General features: G+C 73.3%; 14 protein-coding genes and 2 pseudogenes. 7 read left to right on the forward strand and 9 right to left on the reverse strand.

Annotated features, from left to right (window positions below; all coding sequences use genetic code 11):
* Window positions 1-4: 4 nt before the first annotated feature.
* On the reverse strand, window positions 5-2,365 hold the full coding sequence (locus CS0771_RS10280; protein WP_212840776.1) for a TIM-barrel domain-containing protein: 2,361 nt from the start codon (window positions 2,363-2,365) through the stop codon (window positions 5-7).
* A 112-nt stretch (window positions 2,366-2,477) separates the two neighbouring features.
* On the opposite strand from CS0771_RS10280, the gene CS0771_RS10285 reads away from it, so the two are divergent.
* Window positions 2,478-4,436: a beta-galactosidase gene (locus tag CS0771_RS10285; RefSeq protein WP_244870719.1), complete on the forward strand. Its 1,959-nt coding sequence runs from the start codon at window positions 2,478-2,480 to the stop codon at window positions 4,434-4,436.
* Between the two features lie 105 nt (window positions 4,437-4,541).
* On the opposite strand, the gene CS0771_RS10290 is transcribed toward CS0771_RS10285, so the two are convergent.
* From CS0771_RS10290 to hisN, 3 genes and pseudogenes are all read right to left on the reverse strand, one after another.
* Window positions 4,542-5,951 (reverse strand): DUF1254 domain-containing protein, encoded by a 1,410-nt coding sequence (locus tag CS0771_RS10290; RefSeq protein WP_212840777.1) that lies wholly within the window; start codon window positions 5,949-5,951, stop codon window positions 4,542-4,544.
* A gap of 519 nt (window positions 5,952-6,470) precedes the next feature.
* A pseudogene (locus CS0771_RS10295) lies at window positions 6,471-7,298 on the reverse strand (hypothetical protein); the annotation flags it as partial.
* Between the two features lie 72 nt (window positions 7,299-7,370).
* The gene (hisN, locus tag CS0771_RS10300; RefSeq protein WP_212840779.1) at window positions 7,371-8,174 is read right to left on the reverse strand and encodes a histidinol-phosphatase; all 804 of its coding nucleotides are present in this window, start codon (window positions 8,172-8,174) and stop codon (window positions 7,371-7,373) included.
* Between the two features lie 102 nt (window positions 8,175-8,276).
* Between hisN and CS0771_RS10305 the strand changes: the two genes are divergently transcribed.
* The gene (locus CS0771_RS10305; protein WP_212840780.1) at window positions 8,277-8,555 is read left to right on the forward strand and encodes a DUF2087 domain-containing protein; all 279 of its coding nucleotides are present in this window, start codon (window positions 8,277-8,279) and stop codon (window positions 8,553-8,555) included.
* A gap of 13 nt (window positions 8,556-8,568) precedes the next feature.
* Here CS0771_RS10305 and rsgA read toward each other — a convergent pair whose 3' ends face one another.
* Window positions 8,569-9,588, reverse strand: a complete 1,020-nt coding sequence (rsgA, locus tag CS0771_RS10310; protein WP_212845750.1) for a ribosome small subunit-dependent GTPase A — start codon at window positions 9,586-9,588, stop codon at window positions 8,569-8,571.
* Window positions 9,589-9,637: 49 nt separating this feature from the next.
* Window positions 9,638-10,924, reverse strand: coding sequence for a 3-phosphoshikimate 1-carboxyvinyltransferase (gene aroA, locus CS0771_RS10315; RefSeq protein ID WP_212840781.1), 1,287 nt, complete (start codon window positions 10,922-10,924; stop codon window positions 9,638-9,640).
* 107 nt (window positions 10,925-11,031) lie between these two features.
* Here aroA and CS0771_RS10320 point away from each other — a divergent pair, with 107 nt between their 5' ends.
* The 5 genes and pseudogenes from CS0771_RS10320 (at window position 11,032) to rsrA (ending at window position 14,331) form a co-directional block, all read left to right on the forward strand.
* Window positions 11,032-11,718: an SOS response-associated peptidase gene (locus CS0771_RS10320; RefSeq protein WP_212840782.1), complete on the forward strand. Its 687-nt coding sequence runs from the start codon at window positions 11,032-11,034 to the stop codon at window positions 11,716-11,718.
* Window positions 11,719-11,895: 177 nt separating this feature from the next.
* Window positions 11,896-12,243: pseudogene (locus CS0771_RS10325) on the forward strand (WhiB family transcriptional regulator); the annotation flags it as partial.
* 199 nt (window positions 12,244-12,442) lie between these two features.
* Complete coding sequence (locus tag CS0771_RS10330; RefSeq protein ID WP_212840783.1) at window positions 12,443-13,123, forward strand: alpha/beta family hydrolase; 681 nt, start codon at window positions 12,443-12,445, stop codon at window positions 13,121-13,123.
* A gap of 102 nt (window positions 13,124-13,225) precedes the next feature.
* Window positions 13,226-14,056 carry a sigma-70 family RNA polymerase sigma factor gene (locus CS0771_RS10335; protein WP_371821565.1) on the forward strand — a complete coding sequence of 277 codons (831 nt, stop codon included), beginning with the start codon at window positions 13,226-13,228 and terminating at the stop codon, window positions 14,054-14,056.
* Window positions 14,056-14,331, forward strand: coding sequence for a mycothiol system anti-sigma-R factor (rsrA, locus tag CS0771_RS10340; protein ID WP_203742869.1), 276 nt, complete (start codon window positions 14,056-14,058; stop codon window positions 14,329-14,331). Before CS0771_RS10335 ends, rsrA begins: the two co-directional genes overlap by 1 nt.
* A 106-nt stretch (window positions 14,332-14,437) precedes the next feature.
* Here the strand turns inward: rsrA and CS0771_RS10345 are convergent, their stop codons facing one another.
* The 3 genes from CS0771_RS10345 to CS0771_RS39605 all read right to left on the reverse strand — a co-directional run bounded on the left by CS0771_RS10345 (window position 14,438) and on the right by CS0771_RS39605 (window position 17,645).
* Window positions 14,438-16,279: a hypothetical protein gene (locus CS0771_RS10345; protein WP_244870721.1), complete on the reverse strand. Its 1,842-nt coding sequence runs from the start codon at window positions 16,277-16,279 to the stop codon at window positions 14,438-14,440.
* Between the two features lie 187 nt (window positions 16,280-16,466).
* Window positions 16,467-17,528, reverse strand: coding sequence for an ATP-binding protein (locus tag CS0771_RS10350; RefSeq protein ID WP_212840784.1), 1,062 nt, complete (start codon window positions 17,526-17,528; stop codon window positions 16,467-16,469).
* 42 nt (window positions 17,529-17,570) lie between these two features.
* Window positions 17,571-17,645 carry a 50S ribosomal protein bL37 gene (locus CS0771_RS39605; protein ID WP_371821566.1) on the reverse strand — a complete coding sequence of 25 codons (75 nt, stop codon included), beginning with the start codon at window positions 17,643-17,645 and terminating at the stop codon, window positions 17,571-17,573.
* Window positions 17,646-17,648 lie beyond the last annotated feature (3 nt).

The following is a 17,648-nucleotide window of genomic DNA, read 5'->3' on the forward strand; positions in this document are numbered from 1 at the left end:
GGGTTCAGTCTCCCGGTGCCTGCCAGGTCGCCGTGAGCAGGCCGTCCACCATGCTGAGCGTGGCCTCGTCGCCGTTGACCAGCACGGTGGCCGGAGGGGTGCCGCCGGCGACGGTGGGGAAAGCGATCGCCGTGACCCGGGCAGGCCCGGCGATGGTCACCGAGAGCGTATCCCCGTCCCGGCGTGCCGCGACAGTGCTTGCGTGACCGTCGTCGCGGATCTCGCACCGGCCGTCGCCGCCGCCGAAGCTGAGCAGGGTGAGCCGCTCCCACGGCCCGTCGGCCAGGCGGTCGGCGGGCACGGCCACGGGCAGCAGGGCGTCGCGGCGTACCCACAGCGGCACCTGCTCCAGCGGCGGGGCGACCCGCAGCGTGCGGCCGCCGGCCACCGCGTCGCCGGTCCACCAGTCGACCCACTCGCCCGGCGGCAGGTACACGTCGCGCTGCTGAGCCTCGCTGATCATGGGGGCGACCAGCAGGTCCGGCCCGAGGCGGTACACGTGCTCGGCGCGCCACGAGCCCGGATCGGCGGGGGAGTCCACGGCCAGCGCCCGCATCATCGGCTCGCCGGTCTCGGCCGCGCGCAGCGCGAGCGAGTACAGGTACGGCATGATCCGGTAGCGCAGCCGCAGCGTCTCGATGACGGCCGGCTCGACCGCCGGAAAGCGCCACGGCTCGCGGGTGGTGGTGCCGTGGAAGCGCAGCAGCGGCGACAGCGCGCCGAACTGCGCCCAGCGCAGGAACAGGTCGTCGCTGGGCACGCCGCAGAAGCCGCCGGTGTCGTGCGACCAGTACGGCACCCCCGACAGCCCGTGCGCGAGCCCGCCGTTCATGGAGGAGGCCAGCGCCTCGTACGAGCACATGGTGTCGCCGCCCCACTGGGCCGCGTGGCGCTGCCCGCCGAGGTACGACGAGCGGGCCCACACCAGGTCGCGCCCGTGCACCTCACGGGTGACCGCGACGACCGCGTCGTTGAACAGCAGCGTGTACACGTTGTGCAGCTCGGTGCCGGTCATGCCGTTGTGGGCGACCGCGTCGGCGGGCACGCCCTCGGCGAAGTCGGTCTTGAACACGGCCACGCCCTGCGCCAGCAGCGGACGCAGCAGGCCCTGGAACCACGCGGTGGCGTCCGGGTTGGTGAAGTCGACGATGCCGCCCGCCGGGAACGAGCCGTGCCAGGAGTCGGCGACGTACACGCTGCCGTCCGCGCGGCGCAGCAGGTAGCCCAGCTCGGCGGCCTCGGTGAAGCGCGCCGACTTCGCCGACAGGTAGGGGTTCATCCACAGGCACACCCGGAAGCCCTGCTCGCGCAGCTCGGCCAGCATCGCGTCCGGGTCGGGGAAGGCCTTGGCGTCCCAGCTCATCCCGGACCAGGTGCCCTCGGCCTGCCAGTAGCAGTCCAGGTGCAGCACGTCGCAGGGGATGCCGTGGGCGCGGATGGTCGCCGCCCGCTCCAGCACCGCCCGCTGGCTGTCGCGGAAGAAGCCGGACGAGATCCAGGAGCCGAACGCCCACTTCGGCGGGCAGACGGGCCGCCCGGTGAGGGCGTGGTAGCGGTCGATCACGTCGGCGGGGCCGGGACCGGCGAGCACGTAGTACTCGACCAGGTCGTCGGGGACGAGCAGCTGGGTGACGCTGCCGGTGGAGGCGCCGAAGTCGAACTCGACCGGCATGCCCGAGTCGACCACCACCCCGTAGCCGCGGCTGGACTGGTAGAACGGGATGTTCTTGTACGCCCGGTCGGACTCGCTGCCGAAGGCGTCGTAGTTCCACATCACCGGGCGCTGGCCGCGCAGGTTGAGCGCGGTGAAGCGCTCTCCCGTGCCCGACAGGACCTCGTCGGCGGGCAGGCTGAAACTTTCATGAAAAGCCACGATGCGCCCGTCCACCCGCGAGCACCCCAGCGGCAGGTTGCGCATCCGGCCGGAGATGTCGGTCAGGCCCGGATCGCTGCGCAGCAGCAGCCTGCCGTCCGCGTCGTGGAACGACAGCCGCCACGGGCTCAGCGTGATCTCGGCGGTGAGCGGGCCGCTGGTGATGGTGACGGTGTTCTCACCGGCCGATACGGTGGCCACGGCGCCCGGGTCGGGGTGGGTGAGCGGCAGCAGGCGGGCCGAGCGGCTGCGCGCGGACGGGTCCTCGGACAGGCGTACCCGCAGCACGCCGTCGCCCGCGGCGCCGACCTGGATGTGCAGCGTGTTGCCCGCGTCGGTGCGGGCCTGGAACGTCGCGCCGGCCGAGTCCTTGCCGGTCAGCTCGGCCCGGACCACACACTCCGGGCCGGGTTCGCCGTAGGCGCGGCGCGGCAGCTCGGGTGGGTCGGCGGAGAAATACTCGTGAGCCACCAGCGGCGGGCGGAACGGCATCATCGGCTCCCTGTACGGCGTCTACTGCAGATATAACCTGTTTTAGTTTTCCGTGTAGCCAAACAAACGTCAACGGTTGACGCTCGCGAGAGGGGCCTCTAATTTGGCCGCCGTGCCGAACCACCCGTACTTCTACGGCGCCGACTGGAATCCGGAGCAGTGGCCCGAATCCGTCCGCGCCGCCGACCTCGACCTGATGCGCCAGGCCGGGGTCACCGCCGCCACCGTCGGCGTCTTCAGCTGGTCACGGCTGGAGCCCACGCCCGGGGCGTACGACTTCACCCTGCTCGACCGCGTCCTCGACGGGCTGCACGCGGCCGGGATCGGGGCGGTGCTCGCCACCCCGACCGCCTCGCCGCCGCCCTGGTTCACCGTCGCCCACCCCGACGCGCTGGCGCAGCGGCGCGACGGCGTACGCCTGGTGCACGGCTCGCGCGACACGTACTGCGTGAACGCGCCCGCGTACCGGGCCGCGAGCCGGGGCGTCGCCGCCGCGCTGGCCTCCCGCTACGCCCACCACCCGGCCGTGGTGCTGTGGCACGTGCACAACGAGTACGGCACCTGGTGCTTCTGCGACCACTGCGCCGCCGCGTTCCGGGGCTGGCTGCGCGCCCGCCACGGTGATCTCGCCGCGCTCAACGAGGCGTGGTGCACCGACTTCTGGAGCCAGCGCTACGGCGACTGGGCGCAGGTGCTGCCGCCGCGCGCGACGCAGTACCTGACCAACCCCGCGCACGAGCTGGACTACCGGCGCTTCCTGTCCGACAGCATGCTGGCCGCGTACGCCGAGCAGCGGGACGTGATCAAGGCGGTCGCGCCGGACGCGCCCGTCACCACGAACTTCGTGCTCGGCGGGTGGGTGCCGGTCGACCACGCCCGCTGGTCCGGCCAGGTGGATCTGGTCGCCATCGACCACTACCCGTCCTCGCCGGCCGATGCCCCGGCGCAGAGCGCGTTCGCGGCCGACGCCGCGCGGGGCTGGTCCGCCGCGGCCGGCCACGGCGGGCACTGGCTGCTCATGGAGCACGCCCCCGCGCACGTCACCGAGCACGGCGTGCAACGCCGCAAACCACCCGGCATGCTCGCCCGCATCGCGCTGGCCCACATCGCCCGCGGCTCCCGCGGCGCCATGTACTTCCAGTGGCGCGCCAGCCGCGGCGGCGCCGAACAGTGGCACTCCGCCCTGGTCGACCACCCCGGCCCCGACACCCGCCTCTTCCGCGAAGCCGTCGCCCTCGGCACCCGCCTCGCCGACCTGGAAAGGAAGGGCACCTTCTTAACGCATTGCGTAGAGGAAGGGCACCTTCTTAACGCCTCGCCGGTGGCGGTGTGGTTCGACGAGGTGTGCGGGTGGGCGATCGGGGCGTCGCACCTGCCCGCGCCGGTGGACTACCAGGGGATCGTCGAAGGGTGGCACCGGGCGCTGTGGCGGCGCGGCCACGCCGTCGACGTGGTGCCGCCCGCCGCCCGGCTGGGCGGTTACCGGGTGCTCGTCGTCCCGGCGGCGTACCTGCTCACGGACGTCTCGGCGCGGCGGCTCGCGGAGTACGTGCGCGACGGCGGGCACCTGGTGGTGACGTACCTGTCGGGGATCGTGGACGAGCACGCGCGGGTCCGCACCGGCGGCCACCCGGGCGCGTTGCGCGACCTGCTCGGCGTGCGGGTGGAGGAGTTCGACCCGCTGCCCGCGGGGGAGTCGCTGGTCCTCGACTCGGGCGACGTCGCGGCGGCGTGGACGGAGCACCTCACCGCGCCGGACGCCGCGGTGCTCGCCGCGTATCCGGACGGCAGACCCGCGGTGACCAGGCGCGAGCACGGCGCGGGGGTGGCGTACTACGTCTCGTGCGGGCTGGACGACGCCGCGACGGCGCGGCTGCTCGCCGAGGTGTGCGCGGCGGCCGGAACCGAGCCGCTGGTGCCGGATCTACCGGAAGGTGTCGAGGCGGTGGCCACACCGCAGGGGCTGTGGCTGTTCAACCACACCGACCTGACCCACGAGATCGCGGGCCGTGACGTCGCACCGGGGGAGGCCGCGCTCGTCACGTCGGCCAGCACACCGTCGCCGGACTGAATCTTGTGCAGTTCGTGTCGTCCCGGCAGCACGAACTGCACAAGATCTGGTGGGCGTGGCGCCCGGGTGGACGCGGACGGCCGGGTGTGCGGCCCGGCGGGGCGGTCAGCCGCGGGGCTCGATCTCGCCGGGGCGCCAGGTCTGGTCGTACCAGGGCTGCGTCGGGTCGTAGAGGCGGAGCATGGCGAACCAGTGCTTGCCGGGCACGGTCTGGATCCAGTTCGATCCGCGTCCGGGCGGTGGCTCCGGGCCGAACCAGAGGTCGGTGCTGCCGTCCTCGTTCGCGGCGACGGTGCCGGACAGGCTGCTCACGCTCGGCTGCGGCTGATCGGTGACCAGCAGCGAGCGGGTCTGCGTGTCGTACGCGGTGACCGACCAGAAGGCCTTCGCGGGCACCCGCCGGGGCAGGCGCAGCACGTACGAGCGGCCGCCGTCGAGCCACTCGCCGGTGCCGTCCTCAGCGGTGTATGCGTACACCGAGCCGGTCCCGACGGGCGGGTCGGCCATGGCCGGGGTGATCACGGTGGCCAGGTAGTGGAAGGCGGCGCGGGCGTCGAGCAGCCGGGCACCGGCGTGCAGGAACTCGTGGCTGCCGCCGTAGAACAGCCGCTTCCAGGAGGAACCGGGGTGGTAGTACGCCTCGGCGGCGCGCGGCCGGAACGCCAGCGCCCGCGCCATGCCCGCGGCCAGCGGTGCCGCCCGGCCGAGGATCGCGCGCATCCGGTCGTCGGGGGCGAACAGGTCGTCCTTGACGATGCCGACGGCGGCCAGCACGCCGCGCCGCTCGGGGTCGAGCGAGTCCGGCGGCTCCTCCTGGACCACCGTGTCGACCTGCTCGTAGAAGGTCGCGTCGCTGGCGAACACGGTGTCGTGCGGCCGCCCGGTGACGTCGACGAACTCGTTCGGCGGCGGGTAGGCGGCCTGGTCGAGGGGGTAGACGCGGACCTGCCGGATGGTGTCGGCGCCGTCGAGGGCGCGGAACACCGCCCAGTTGGTGTAGGTCGGGCAGCGGAACACGTAGTAGCCGTCCGGGAACTCGCCCTCATGGTCGGGCGGCAGGAACAGGTACTTGCCGCCCCGGCCCTCGTCGGGACCGGCCAGGCCCAGGTCGGTGACGTGCCGGAACCAGAAGTCGTCCACCACGCACCGCGAGTTCGGCGGGGCCTCGACCACGGTCGGGCCGTCCCGGTTCAGGTCGAGGAACGTGTGGGCGAACGCGGTGTCGGTGTCGGGTGTCAGATACAGGCTGGTCGACTCGGGGCGCGGGCCGGTGATCGCGATCTGGCGGGCCGAGGTGACGCCGATGTTGCGCAGCCCGGCCCGCATCGCGGCCAGCGACGCGGCGGGCATGGCCACCAGGAACGCCTCGACCGCGCGCATCAGGTCGAGCGCGTCGTACAGTCCGGCGACGCTGTCCGGCGCGGGCAGGCCGTCGGCGAACGCGAACCGGCCCAGCGGCGTGTTCAGCTGATCCGGCACGCCGAGCGACGCCAGGATCTCCTTCGGGATGGACAACTCCGGCCTCCTGCCCCCACGTCCGCGCCTTATCGCACGGTATGCGCAGAAGGAGAGGCCCGTCCGGCGATCGCGTTATTCGGCGACCGCGCGCAGCGGGCGGCGGGCCGGCGCGGGCACGTGCCCGTTGGCGGACGCCTGGCTCGGCGGCAGCGGCACCTGGCCCGAGGCGGTCGCCGGCAGGTAGCCGTGGTGCCCGTTGGCCACCGGGTGGCCGTTGGCGATCGGGTGCCCGTTGGCGGCGGGGTGGTGCCCGTTCGATGCGGCGGGGCCGGTGGCCGAGGGCGGCTGCGTGCTCGAGATCGGGACCATGACCGGCACGTATCCGCCGGTCGCGGGCTCCGGCTCGGCGGCCGCGGCGGGCACCGGGATGGCGGTGGTGGGGATCGCGCCGGTGCGCGGGCCGGGCTGGGACGCGCCGGGCACCTGGAACACGCCGCGGGCCGGGTGGTCGGGCAGGCCGGGCACCGAGACGGAGGTGAACCGCACCGGCAGCGGCACCGGCTCGGCCACCAGGTCGTGCTGCGGCTCGGCGTACCTGGTGAGCGCGATGACGGCGCCCAGCGTGACCACGAAGCCCAGCGCGGCGACCCAGGCCATGCCGGGGCGGATCTGGTCGCCGAGCAGCAGCATGCCGATCGCGGCGGCGGGCGCCGCACCGGCGGCGTCCATCGCGGCGACCGCGGCGTTGGTGGAGCCGCGCTGCATGGCGAGACCCAGCAGCAGCTGGCCCGTGAGTGAATGTGCGATGACTAGATAGAGCAGCGGATTCAGGCCGAACTCGACGATGCTCTGCGCCGAGGCCAGCGGCCGGGCGGCGATCGCGGCGGAGGCGAAGCAGAGGCCCGCGAGCGAGCCCAGCACCACCGAGCCGAGCACGCCCTTCACCTTGCCCGCGAAGGTGCTCACGCCCGCGATCACGGCCAGCGCCACGACCAGCGAGATGATGCCCTTGGCGTCCAGCGGCTCGGCGTGGCCCGGCTTGGCCGACGCGGCCAGCATGCCGATGCCCGCGACCACCGCTGTGAGCAGCAGGATCTCCGCGGGCGGCAGCTTCCACTTGAGCACCAGCACCCCGGCGAACGCGGTGACGCACAGGCCCGCGGTCACCGCCGACTGCACCAGGAACAGCGGCAGGTCGCGCCGCGCGCCCAGGGCGAGGATGAAACCGAGGATCTGGCAGCCGAGACCGAGCAGGTACGTACGGTTGCCGAACAGCCGCAGCAGCAGACCCGGATCAAGGTTCTCGGTCGTCGCTGTGCGTGTCGCCGCGACGGACTGCAGCAGGTTGGCGATGCCGTACGCGGCGATCATCGCCGCCAGGAACCACCAGCCAGAGGACACCACCCACGCAGCTTAGACCCTTAGGGGTCGGCAGCGCCCTACCCGGAGCCGACTTAACCGAGTGAATGATGCTGACTACAGAGCGCGAAGACCGGCCGGGCTCAACCGCTCCAGCACGTCGTCGTGCAGCAGGCCGTTGGTGGCCACGGCCGAGCCGCCGTTCGCGCCCGGCCGACCGGACAGGTCGGTGAACGTGCCGCCCGCCTCGGTCACGATCGGCACCAGCGCGGCGGTGTCCCACAGCATCAGCTCGGGCTCGATCATGATGTCCAGCGCGCCCTCGGCCAGCAGCATGTAGCCGTAGAAGTCGCCGTACGCGCGGCTGCGCCAGGTCTTGCGCATCAGGTCGAGCACCGAGGCCAGGCGGCCGGTCTGCTCCCAGCCGTCCAGGGAGGAGTAGCAGAAGCTCGCGTCGGCCAGGCGGCGCACCCCGGAGACCCGGATCGGCTGCGCGGCGGCCTGGTGGCGGCCCGCGAACGCGCCCAGCCCGCGCGCGGCCCACCAGCGGCGGCCCAGTGCGGGCGCGGAGACCATGCCGACGACCGGCTCGTCGCCCTCCATCAGCGCGATCAGGGTGCCCCAGATCGGCACCCCGCGGATGAAGTTCTTGGTGCCGTCGATCGGGTCGATGACCCACTGCCGGCTGCCGCTGGCGCCGGTCACCCCGAACTCCTCGCCCAGCACCCCGTCCCGCGAGCGGGTGCGGGCCAGCGTCGAGCGCAGCGCCTTCTCCACCGCCGTGTCCGCGTCCGAGACCGGGGTCAGGTCCGGCTTGCTCTCGACGTACAGGTCGAGCGCCTTGAACCGGGACATGGAGATGCTGTCGGCGGTGTCCGCCAGCACATGGGCAAGCCCAAGGTCATCGGAGTAGCGGGCCATGGCGAGAACTTATCGGATCTCCCTGCGTCCCTGGTACCGGGTTGGCCGACCCGCCCGAAATGGGAACGCGTGGATCAGCACGTACGGGGTACCTTCCACCCCATGGGCGCGGATGCGGAGAAGGTGCTCCGGACGTTCCTCGACGAGCACGGGCGGATTTCGGCGATCCCCGCGAAGGCGGGCAAGCGGCGGGTGCTGCTGGAGCACATCGTCGCGGCGTTCGAGCCCGGGGTGAAGATGACCGAGCGCGAGGTCGACGCCGTGCTGCGGGCGTTCTACGAGCCCGACTGGGTGTCGCTGCGGCGCTACCTGATCGACACCGGCCTGATGGCCCGCGCCGACGGGGTCTACTGGCGCACCGGCGGCTACGTCGAGGTCTGACCGGCCACGCCGGTCACGGGCGGGGAGCGGACGGGCCGCGCTCGTCGGCCGGGCCGGGCTCGGCGTCCCCGGAGCGGGACGCGAGCAGGCGGCGGAACGACGCCAGCCGCCGCGCGTCGGCCTTGCCCTGCGCCACCCAGCCGTCCAGCGCGCACTCGCCCCCGCTGTGCTCGCAGTTGGGCGGGCAGTCGACGGTGCCCTCGACCAGGTCGGGGAAGCCGTGCAGCAGGTCGTCGGAGGAGACCAGGGCCAGGCCGAAGCTGCGTACGCCAGGGGTGTCGATGATCCAGGACTCGCGCTTGTCGGGCAGCCGCAGCGCGACCGCGCTGGTCGAGGTGTGCCGGCCCTTGCCGATCGCGCTGACCACGCCCACCGCCCGGCCCGCGTCCGGGATCAGCCGGTTGACCAGCGTCGACTTGCCCACGCCGGAGTGCCCGACCAGCACCGACACCCGGCCGGACAGCTTCTCGCGCAGCTCGGCCAGGTCGCCGTCAGGGCGGGTCAGCACGTAGGCCAGGTCCAGCTCGGTGTAGTAGCTCAGCAGCTGCTCCGGCCCGGCCAGGTCCGCCTTGGTCAGGCACAGCAGCGGCTCGATGTCGGCGGCGTACGCGGCGACCAGGCAGCGGTCGATGAAGCCCGCCCGCGGTGGCGGGTCGGCCAGCGCGCTCACGATGACCAGCTGGTCGGCGTTGGCCACCACCACCCGCTCGATACGCCCCTCGGCCGTGGTGTCGTCGTCGTCGGCGGTGCGCCGCAGCACCGACCGGCGCTCCTCGATCCGCACGATCCGGGCGAGGCTGCCCGGGTCGCCGGTGACGTCGCCGACCAGGCCGACGTCGTCACCGACGACCACCGACTTGCGGCCCAGCTCGCGGGCGCGCATCGCGGTGACCTCGAACGTCTTGCGCCCCTCGGTCACCACGCAGGTGTAGCGGCCGCGGTCGACGGCCACCACGAAGCCGGTCACCGCGTCGTCGTGCTTCGGGCGGGTGCGGGTGCGCGGACGCGAGCGGGACGACTTGGTGGCCCGCACCTTCACGTCGTCCTCGTCGTACTCCCGCTTGCGCTTCACGGCTGCACCCTCATCGTCCGGCGACCACCGCGCTCCATAGTGCCGGGAATTCGGGCAGCGTCTTGGCGGTACACGCCACGTCGCTGAGCTGGACGCCGGGCACCCGCAGGCCGATGACCGCCGCGGCGTGCGCCATCCGGTGGTCGTCGTACGTCTCGAAGACGCCGCCGGTCAGCGGGCCGGGCGTGATGGACAGGCCGTCCGGGGTCTCCTCGACCCGCGCGCCGAGCGCGGTCAGCTCGCGGGCCAGCGCGGCGAGCCGGTCGGTCTCGTGGGTGCGGATGTGGCCGACGCCGCGCAGCGTGGACGGCCCGTCGGCGAGCGCGGCGAGCGCCGCGACGACCGGGGTCAGCTCGCCCACCTCGGACAGGTCGGCGTCGATGCCCTTGACCGCGCCGGTGCCGGTGACGGTCAGCCCGTGCTCGGACAGGGTCACCCCGCCGCCCAGCGCGCCGAGCAGCTCGCGCACCCGGCCCACCGGCTGCACGCTGCTGCGCGGCCAGCCGGTGAGGGTGACGCTGCCGCCGGTGACCAGCGCCGCCGCGAAGAACGGCGCCGCGCCGGACAGGTCGGGCTCGATCTGCCAGGCCCGGCCGGACAGCCGCCCGGGGGCCACGTGCCACACGTCCCGCTGGCCGTCGTCCACGGCCGCGCCTGCGGCGCGCAGCATCTGTACGGTCATCCGCAGGTGCGGGGCGCTGGGCACCGGGTTGTCGCCGACGTGGCGGACGGTGACGCCCTCGTCGAAGTCGGCGGCGGCCAGCAGCAGGCCGGAGATGAGCTGGCTGGACAGCGACGCGTCGACGGCGACCTCGCCGCCGCGCAGCCGGCCCTTGCCGTGCACGGTCAGCGGCAGGCCGTCGATGGCCGACGCCTCGATCTGCGCGCCCAGCTCGCGCAGCGCCTTGAGCAGCGGGCCCAGTGGGCGCTGCCGGGCGCGCGGGTCGCCGTCGAAGGTGACCGGGCCGTTGGCCAGCGCGGCGACCGGGGGCAGGAAGCGCATGACGGTGCCGGCCAGGCCCACGTCGACGTGCGCGGGACCGGCCAGCGGCCGGGGCCGCACCTCCCAGCGCTCGTCGTCCGAGGTGGACACGTGCGAGCCGAGCGCGCGCAACCCGGCTGCCATCAGCTCGGTGTCGCGGGCGCGCAGCGGGGCCAGCAGCGTCGACGGCCCCAGTCCGAGCGCGGACAGCACGAGCGCCCGCGCGGTGATGGACTTCGAACCCGGCAGGCGGACGACGGCGTCCACGGCATCGGCGGCGGTAGGCGCGGTCCACGGCACGAGTGGTCTGCTCACGCCTCACAGTCTGCCTGATGGACCCCGGTGGGAAATCGTCGGTGGTCCGCCGTCCGGACGGACCGCCGGGACGAGCCGTCAGCGTGCGGTGGCGTATGGTGACCGGCATGTGTGGGCGGTACGCGACGACTCGTACGGCGGCTGATCTGTCCCAGATCTTCGCCGCGGCGGACGAGACCGCCGAGTCGCTGGCCCCCGACTACAACCTGGCGCCCACCGATCCCGCCCCGATCGTGCGGGTCTCCGCGTCCGGCGGGGGCCGGGTGCTGAGCGTGGCGCGCTGGGGCCTGGTGCCGCCGTGGGCCGCCGACGCCCGCACCGGCCTCAAGATGATCAACGCGCGGTCCGAGACGCTGGCCACCTCGCGCGCGTTCGGGCCGTCGTTCACGGGCAAGCGGTGCATCGTGCCGGCCGACGGCTGGTACGAGTGGCTGCGCACGGACAAGGGCCGCCAGGCGTATTACATGACCGACCCGGCCGAGGGTGCCGGGCTGGCCTTCGCCGGCCTGTGGACCGCCTCGAAGCACGGTCTGACCTGCACCATCGTCACCACGGCCGCGCTCGGCGAGCTGGCCCGGGTGCACGACCGCATGCCGCTGCTGCTGGAGCCGGCGCGCTGGCAGGAGTGGCTGCACGCGCCCGCCGACCCGGCGCTGCTCGCGCCGCCCGCCGAGGCGTACCTGTCCACTCTGGAGATCCGTCCGGTGGGCGCCGCGGTCGGTAGCGTATACAACGACGGTCCTGAATTGACCGCGCGCGTGGCCGACCTGGCTGCCCAGCAGGGCCTCTTCTGATTTTTGCGCTGGAACGTGGCATTTTGTGCCACCAGTTTGCGGGTAAACCCTTGTCTGAACCTCGTAAGGTGCGGTAAGACACAGCGTCGGTGGTAAGCGGTTCGCCCGCGCGTCACCGTCTGTCTGAGCCGGATCCCCCCGCTGGCCGGGGGACCGACCCACGGGGGAGGTGGGTGGATGACCCGGGCGCGGATTCCACGCCCGCATGAAGTCGCCGCTGCTCGCAGGGACCCGCGTCTGGTGCGGGCCGTGCGGGAGCGTCACGACAACGCCTGGCGCACCAGAGGTGCCTGCCAGGCCGTCGATCCGGAGACGTTCTTTCCGGCACCGCTGGAGCCCGCCGACGCGGCCGTCCAGCTGTGCGGGCGGTGTCCGGTGTCGGGGGCCTGTCTGGCCTGGGCGCTGAGCGTCGGCGACTGTCACGGCGTATGGGGCGGCACGACCGCCCGCGAAAGGCGGGCCATGCTGGTCGCCTGGCGCACCGAGGAGCAGCAGGAGGAGTTGCCGTACGCGGCCTACGGGCCGCAGGCCGACGTGGTGGTCTCGGCCGGGGAGCTGCGCGCGCCGCAGCGCCCGGCGGCCGGGGCGACCCGCCAGGTGCCACGGATCCCGGTGCAGCGCACCGGGCTGGCCCTGCGCACGCTGGGCGACGCGGAGCGCGACTCCGTGCTGCACGGCGTGCCGCTACTGGCCAGGGAGCCCGTCCACGCCGCATGATCGCGGCATGCGAGGCGGTTCCCGATCAGTGGAGACCGGGCGCGGCCCGGCCCGAATCGAAGTGACCCGGCCCGGCGACGATGCCGGGACGGCCGACGATCGAGCACAGCGGCGGTCCGGGGCGGGCGCACGGCGTCCCGCCCCGGTCGCGCTGCTCGTGCTCGGACACGGGGCGGGCGGTGACGTCGACGCGCCCGATCTGGTCGCCACACGTGATGCCGCGCTCGCGGCCGGGGTCGCGGTCGCGCTGGTCACCCAGCCGTATCGGGTGGCCGGGCGGCGTGCGCCCGCTCCGGCGGGCCACCTCGACGAGGCGTGGCGCGACGTGCTGGCCGTGCTCACCGCCGAGTTCGCGGGGCTGCCGCTGATCGTCGGCGGGCGCTCCAGCGGCGCCCGGGTGGCCTGCCGCACGGCCGGCGACGTCGGCGCGTCGGGCATCGTCGCGCTGGCGTTCCCGCTGCACCCGCCGGGCAAGCCGGACCGCAGCCGAGCCGGTGAGCTGCTCACCGGGCTGCCCACGCTGGTCGTCAACGGCGACCGCGATCCCTTCGGCGTGCCCGAGGCCACTCCCGGGGTGGAGGTCGTCGTGCTGCCCGGCCAGCGGCACGACCTGCGCGGCGGCCGGGAGGATGCGGGCCGGGCGGTCGTTACCTGGCTGGCCGCCCGAGGCTGGGCCCGCCCGGAGTGACGGTGGTCACCGCCCGGGGCGTCCCACGGAATGCGACGGCCGCCGGACGGCGTTGTTCACCGCGGATGGGCCGATCAACCTCGGCCCTCGGCGAGAGGTGGTCTGATGGTGCGGACGCGTTACCTGACGCGGTCGGGCGAAGACCCGGCGGTGCAGGCCGTGGAGCGGCTGCTGACGGCGCCCGAGTGGCCGGCGGCGCTGGACGGTGAAGCCGTGTCCGGCATTACCGCGGTGCCCGCCCCGCGGGTGCACCTGGCATCGGTAGAGTCAGCCTCAGTGCCGCGAACCGCGCAGAGGGAGTCGCGGACCGGCCGATCTTCGAGGGTGGTCTCGCGCTTGACCAGCACCGACAGCGTCGAAGAGCGTCGTTCCCGCTTCGAGCGGGACGCGATGCCCTTCCTCGACCAGCTCTACGCGGCCGCACTGCGGATGACGCGCAACCCGGCCGACGCCGAGGACCTGCTGCAGGAGACCTTCCTCAAGGCGTACGCCGCGTTCCACCAGTTCGAGGACGGCACGAACCTGAAGGCGTGGCTGTACCGCATCCTCACGAACACCTTCATCAACTCGTACCGCAAGAGGCAACGGCAGCCCATCCAGGCGCCGACGGACGAGATCACCGACTGGCAGCTGGCCGAGGCGGAGTCGCACACCTCCACCGGCCTGCGCTCGGCCGAGACCGAGGCGCTGGACCGGCTGCCCGACAGCGACGTCAAGGACGCGCTCCAGTCGCTGCCGGAGGAGTTCCGGCTGGCGGTCTACCTCGCCGACGTGGAAGGCTTCTCCTATAAGGAGATCGCAGACATCATGAACACGCCCATCGGCACCGTGATGTCCAGGCTGCACCGTGGCCGACGCAACCTGCGCAAGCTCCTGGAGGGCTACGCCGCGGAGCGCGGATTCTCGGGCCAGACCAGCGCTCGGGAGGCGTGATGAGCGAACACGAGGACAACGACTGCCGCGAGGTGCTCACCGAGGTCTACCTCTACCTCGACCTCGAGTGCTCCGACGACCGGCGGACGCTGATCAAGCAGCATCTCGACGAGTGCTCGCCGTGCCTGCGTGAATACGGCATCGAGCAGGAGGTCAAGGCGCTGGTCAACCGCTGCTGCGGCCAGGAGCAGGCGCCCGCCGAGCTCAAGGACCGGCTGCGCGCGAAGCTCTCCGAGCTGGTGGTCGAGGTCGAGGCCACGCGGGAGCTGGGCTGATCGTTTCGGGGTGAAGATCGCTGTTTCGTGTCAAGATCTGCGGCTGGACTGCATTTCTTGACACGAGACAGCGATCTTTGTCTGTCACCGCCGCGAGCGGCCCGGCTCAACGCAGGCGGAACACCTCGCCGCGCGGGGTGAAGGGCAGCCTGCCCCGCTCCGGCATCAGGTACGCGTGCTCGCGGCGTACCCGCAGCACGTCGCAGTCCCCGTCCGTGATGATCAGGATCGGCCCGTCGGCGGGGAAGTCCTCGGCCCGCTCCAGCAGGCGGATGCCGGGCTGCAGCTCGGTGCCGCCGCGGCCGCGCACCTTCACCCGGCCGGCGATCTCCTCGACCGGCAGGTAACCCGCGTCGTACGCGGCCGCGTCGCAGAACACCACGCGAGCCGCCGGCACGTCGCGGGCCAGCGCGTACGCGGCGATCGCGCCCAGCGCCCGGCCCATCAGCTCGTGGTTCATCGAGCCCGAGGTGTCCAGCACGACGCCGAACGTGCGCTGCTTCTCGACCAGCTCCGGCCGCACCCGGCCGGGGCGCGGGATGTCCGGCGTGGCCGCCTGGCGCCGTGAGGCGCGCGCGTACGACCGGGTCGGCTCCAGCGGCGTGAAGTAGCGGTCGAACCAGCGGGCCAGCTGCACGTCCCACGGCGGGGGCGGGTTGTCCAGCACCCGGATCTCGGCGACCAGGCCCGCCGGCAGGTAACCCCGGCCGTGCTGCTCGTGGTACGCCAGCCCGCCGCCCAGCGCGCGGCGGCAGAAGTCGTCGACGTCGCCCGCGCGCCGCGCCTCGTCCGCGCCGCCCACCGGCCGGTCCAGCATGTCGCCCCGCCCGCGCCCGCGCAGCGTGGCCAGCTTGCGGTAGCGGCGCAGGTTGGCCGTGATGAGGTCGTACACCTCCTCGCTGGAGTGGTCCTTGAGCGCGGGGTCGTAGAGCACGTCCTCGGGCAGCTCGCCGACGCCCATCTGCACCAGCCAGCCGTTGATCACGTAGTCGGTGGCGATGTTCCACAGGTACGGGTCGCGCGGGCCGACCCGCTGCCCGTGCCGCAGCGCGGCGTGCAGCATCTCGTGGGCCAGCACGAAGCGGCAGTGCGGCTCCGGCATACGGCGCAGCGGGTTGACGTAGATCTCGCCGGCCGCGGCGTCCACCGCCGCGATCGAGATCTGCCAGGCGCGCGCCAGCTCCGCGTCGGCGACGATGCGGAAACCGGCGGCCAGCGCCCCGAGCAGCGGGTACGACGACACGAACCAGCGCCGCGCCTTCTCCCACGGGCTGTCCGGGTCGATCTCGCCTTCGGGGCGGCGGGCCTGGCCCGCGTCCTCGACGGCGGCGGTCGCGGCGGCGGCCAGCCCGATCGCGAACAGCTCCGGCCAGGTCAGCGTCGGCACGCTCGTCGCCTGGCGCAGGTGCCGGGGCAGGCGCGTCTCGTCGGGCTCGGCGACGTCCAGGTCGCCGAGCGCGCCGCCGCAGCCGAGCGCGGCGTACTCGGGCGGCACGCCGGTGTCGCGCCACAGGTCGGCCAGCCGGTCCTCGTCGGTGCCGGGCAGGTCGGCGGGTACCTGGAAGGGCGGCGTGCCCAGCCGCAGCTGCTGCTGGAACCGGGCCACCACCAGGCAGGCCGCCGCCTGCGCGGCATGGTCGGCGCGGCGGCCGGGCTCCAGGTGGCCGAAGCCGAGGTGCAGCGCGCAGTGGGTGAGCACCCAGATCCACTCGACCGGCTCGGCGGGGGCGTTGCGGTTGACGGTGATCCGGCCGTCCCGGCGCACCTGGGCCCAGCCGCGGGCGCGGCCCAGCTCCGGGTGCTCGGCCCAGTCGGTGGACAGCCAGCGGTCGCCGTGCGGCGAGTCGCGCATCGCGCTGAAGATGCGCTCGCCGAACACCGCCTGCACCGCCGCGTCGAACGCCTCCTTGCGCGGGTCCTTACGCTTCTCCCCGCCGCGCCGGCTCATCGCCGCCCCCGGGCGCCCTGTGCCGATGCGCCCCCCGCCGCCTTGATCGTCCGACTTGCCTGGCACATGGGCGTATCTTGAGCTGGCTTTCGCCCAAGTGCCAGGCAAATCGGACGATCAACGGCCACGCCCGCCTTGGTCCGCGGGGTGGCGGGTCGTGTGGCGCGGGTTCGTGGCGGGTGGGTGCTCATGCGCGGGCCGCGACCAGGCGCGGCAGGTCGCGGGTGACCTCGACGAGGAACCAGGCGGGCAGCACCGGCTTGCCCTCGGCGTCGGCGGCGACCACGAGCTGCGCGCACTCCAGCGAGATCTCGGCCAGCTCGACCAGCAGGCCCTTGGCGCGCAGGGCGAACTCGCGCACCGCGCGGCTCGCGTGCTCGCGGCTGTCGGGCAGATCCTTGACCAGCCGCGCCCGGAACGTCTCGGCGAAGAAGTAGAGCAGGTCGCGGTCGGTCGCGGCGCGCGGCCACGAGGCGTCGCCACGGATGATCGCGTCCAGGCCGTAGCGGTGGCGGACCGTCTTGACGTACGCGCAGAAACCCGACGCATGCGCCGGGGTGAGCGTGCCGTACGCCAGCAGCCGCAGCGTCTCCTCCGCGATCTCCTCCCCGTAGGAGTGCAGCGCGTCGGACAGCATGTGCCAGGCGCGCGGGGTGGAGAACGGCTCCTCGGTCTTGGGTGGCTGCACCCACAGGTGATCCGGGCGCTGGGTGAGGTAGTCCAGCACCCACGGGTGCACGCCCGCGCCGCCCGCCCAGCCCAGCCAGTCCACTGCCGACGCCCGCAGATGCAGGTGCAGCAGGCGGTTGACCAGTGCGGACGCCATCGGGCGGGCGAGCGCGTTGTCGGTGGCGCGGTTGCCCGCGCCGATCACGATCGAGCCGGCGGGCAGCTCGTACGCGCCGATGCGGCGGTCCAGGATGAGGGAGTAGAAGGCCTTCTGCACCTCGGGCGAGGACGCGTTCAGCTCGTCGAGGAACAGACAGTAGGGCTCGCTGCGGGCGATCATCTCGGGCGGCGCGAAGCGGCTGCGGCCGTCGCGCAGCTCGGGCACGCCGATCAGGTCCTCGGCGGCGAGCTGGGTGCCCACGAGGGTGACGCAGGGCAGGCCGAGCGAGTCGGCGAACGCGCGGACCAGCGAGCTCTTGCCGATGCCCGGCGCGCCCCACACGAAGACGGGCCGGACCACCGCGACGTGCAGCAGCAGGTCGGGCAGCTGGGCCGGGGTGAGGGTGAGCGCGGAGTGCACGCCGGGAAATGATCCGCCCCGAGGTGCACCCCGGCAACGGGATTAGCTGTTGGGTCGCTTGCCGTGGTTGGCCTTCGAGCCCTTGCGGGACTTCTTCTTGCGAGCACGCTTGCCCATGGA

It is taken from the genome of Catellatospora sp. IY07-71 (assembly GCF_018326265.1).
GTDB lineage: Bacteria > Actinomycetota > Actinomycetes > Mycobacteriales > Micromonosporaceae > Catellatospora.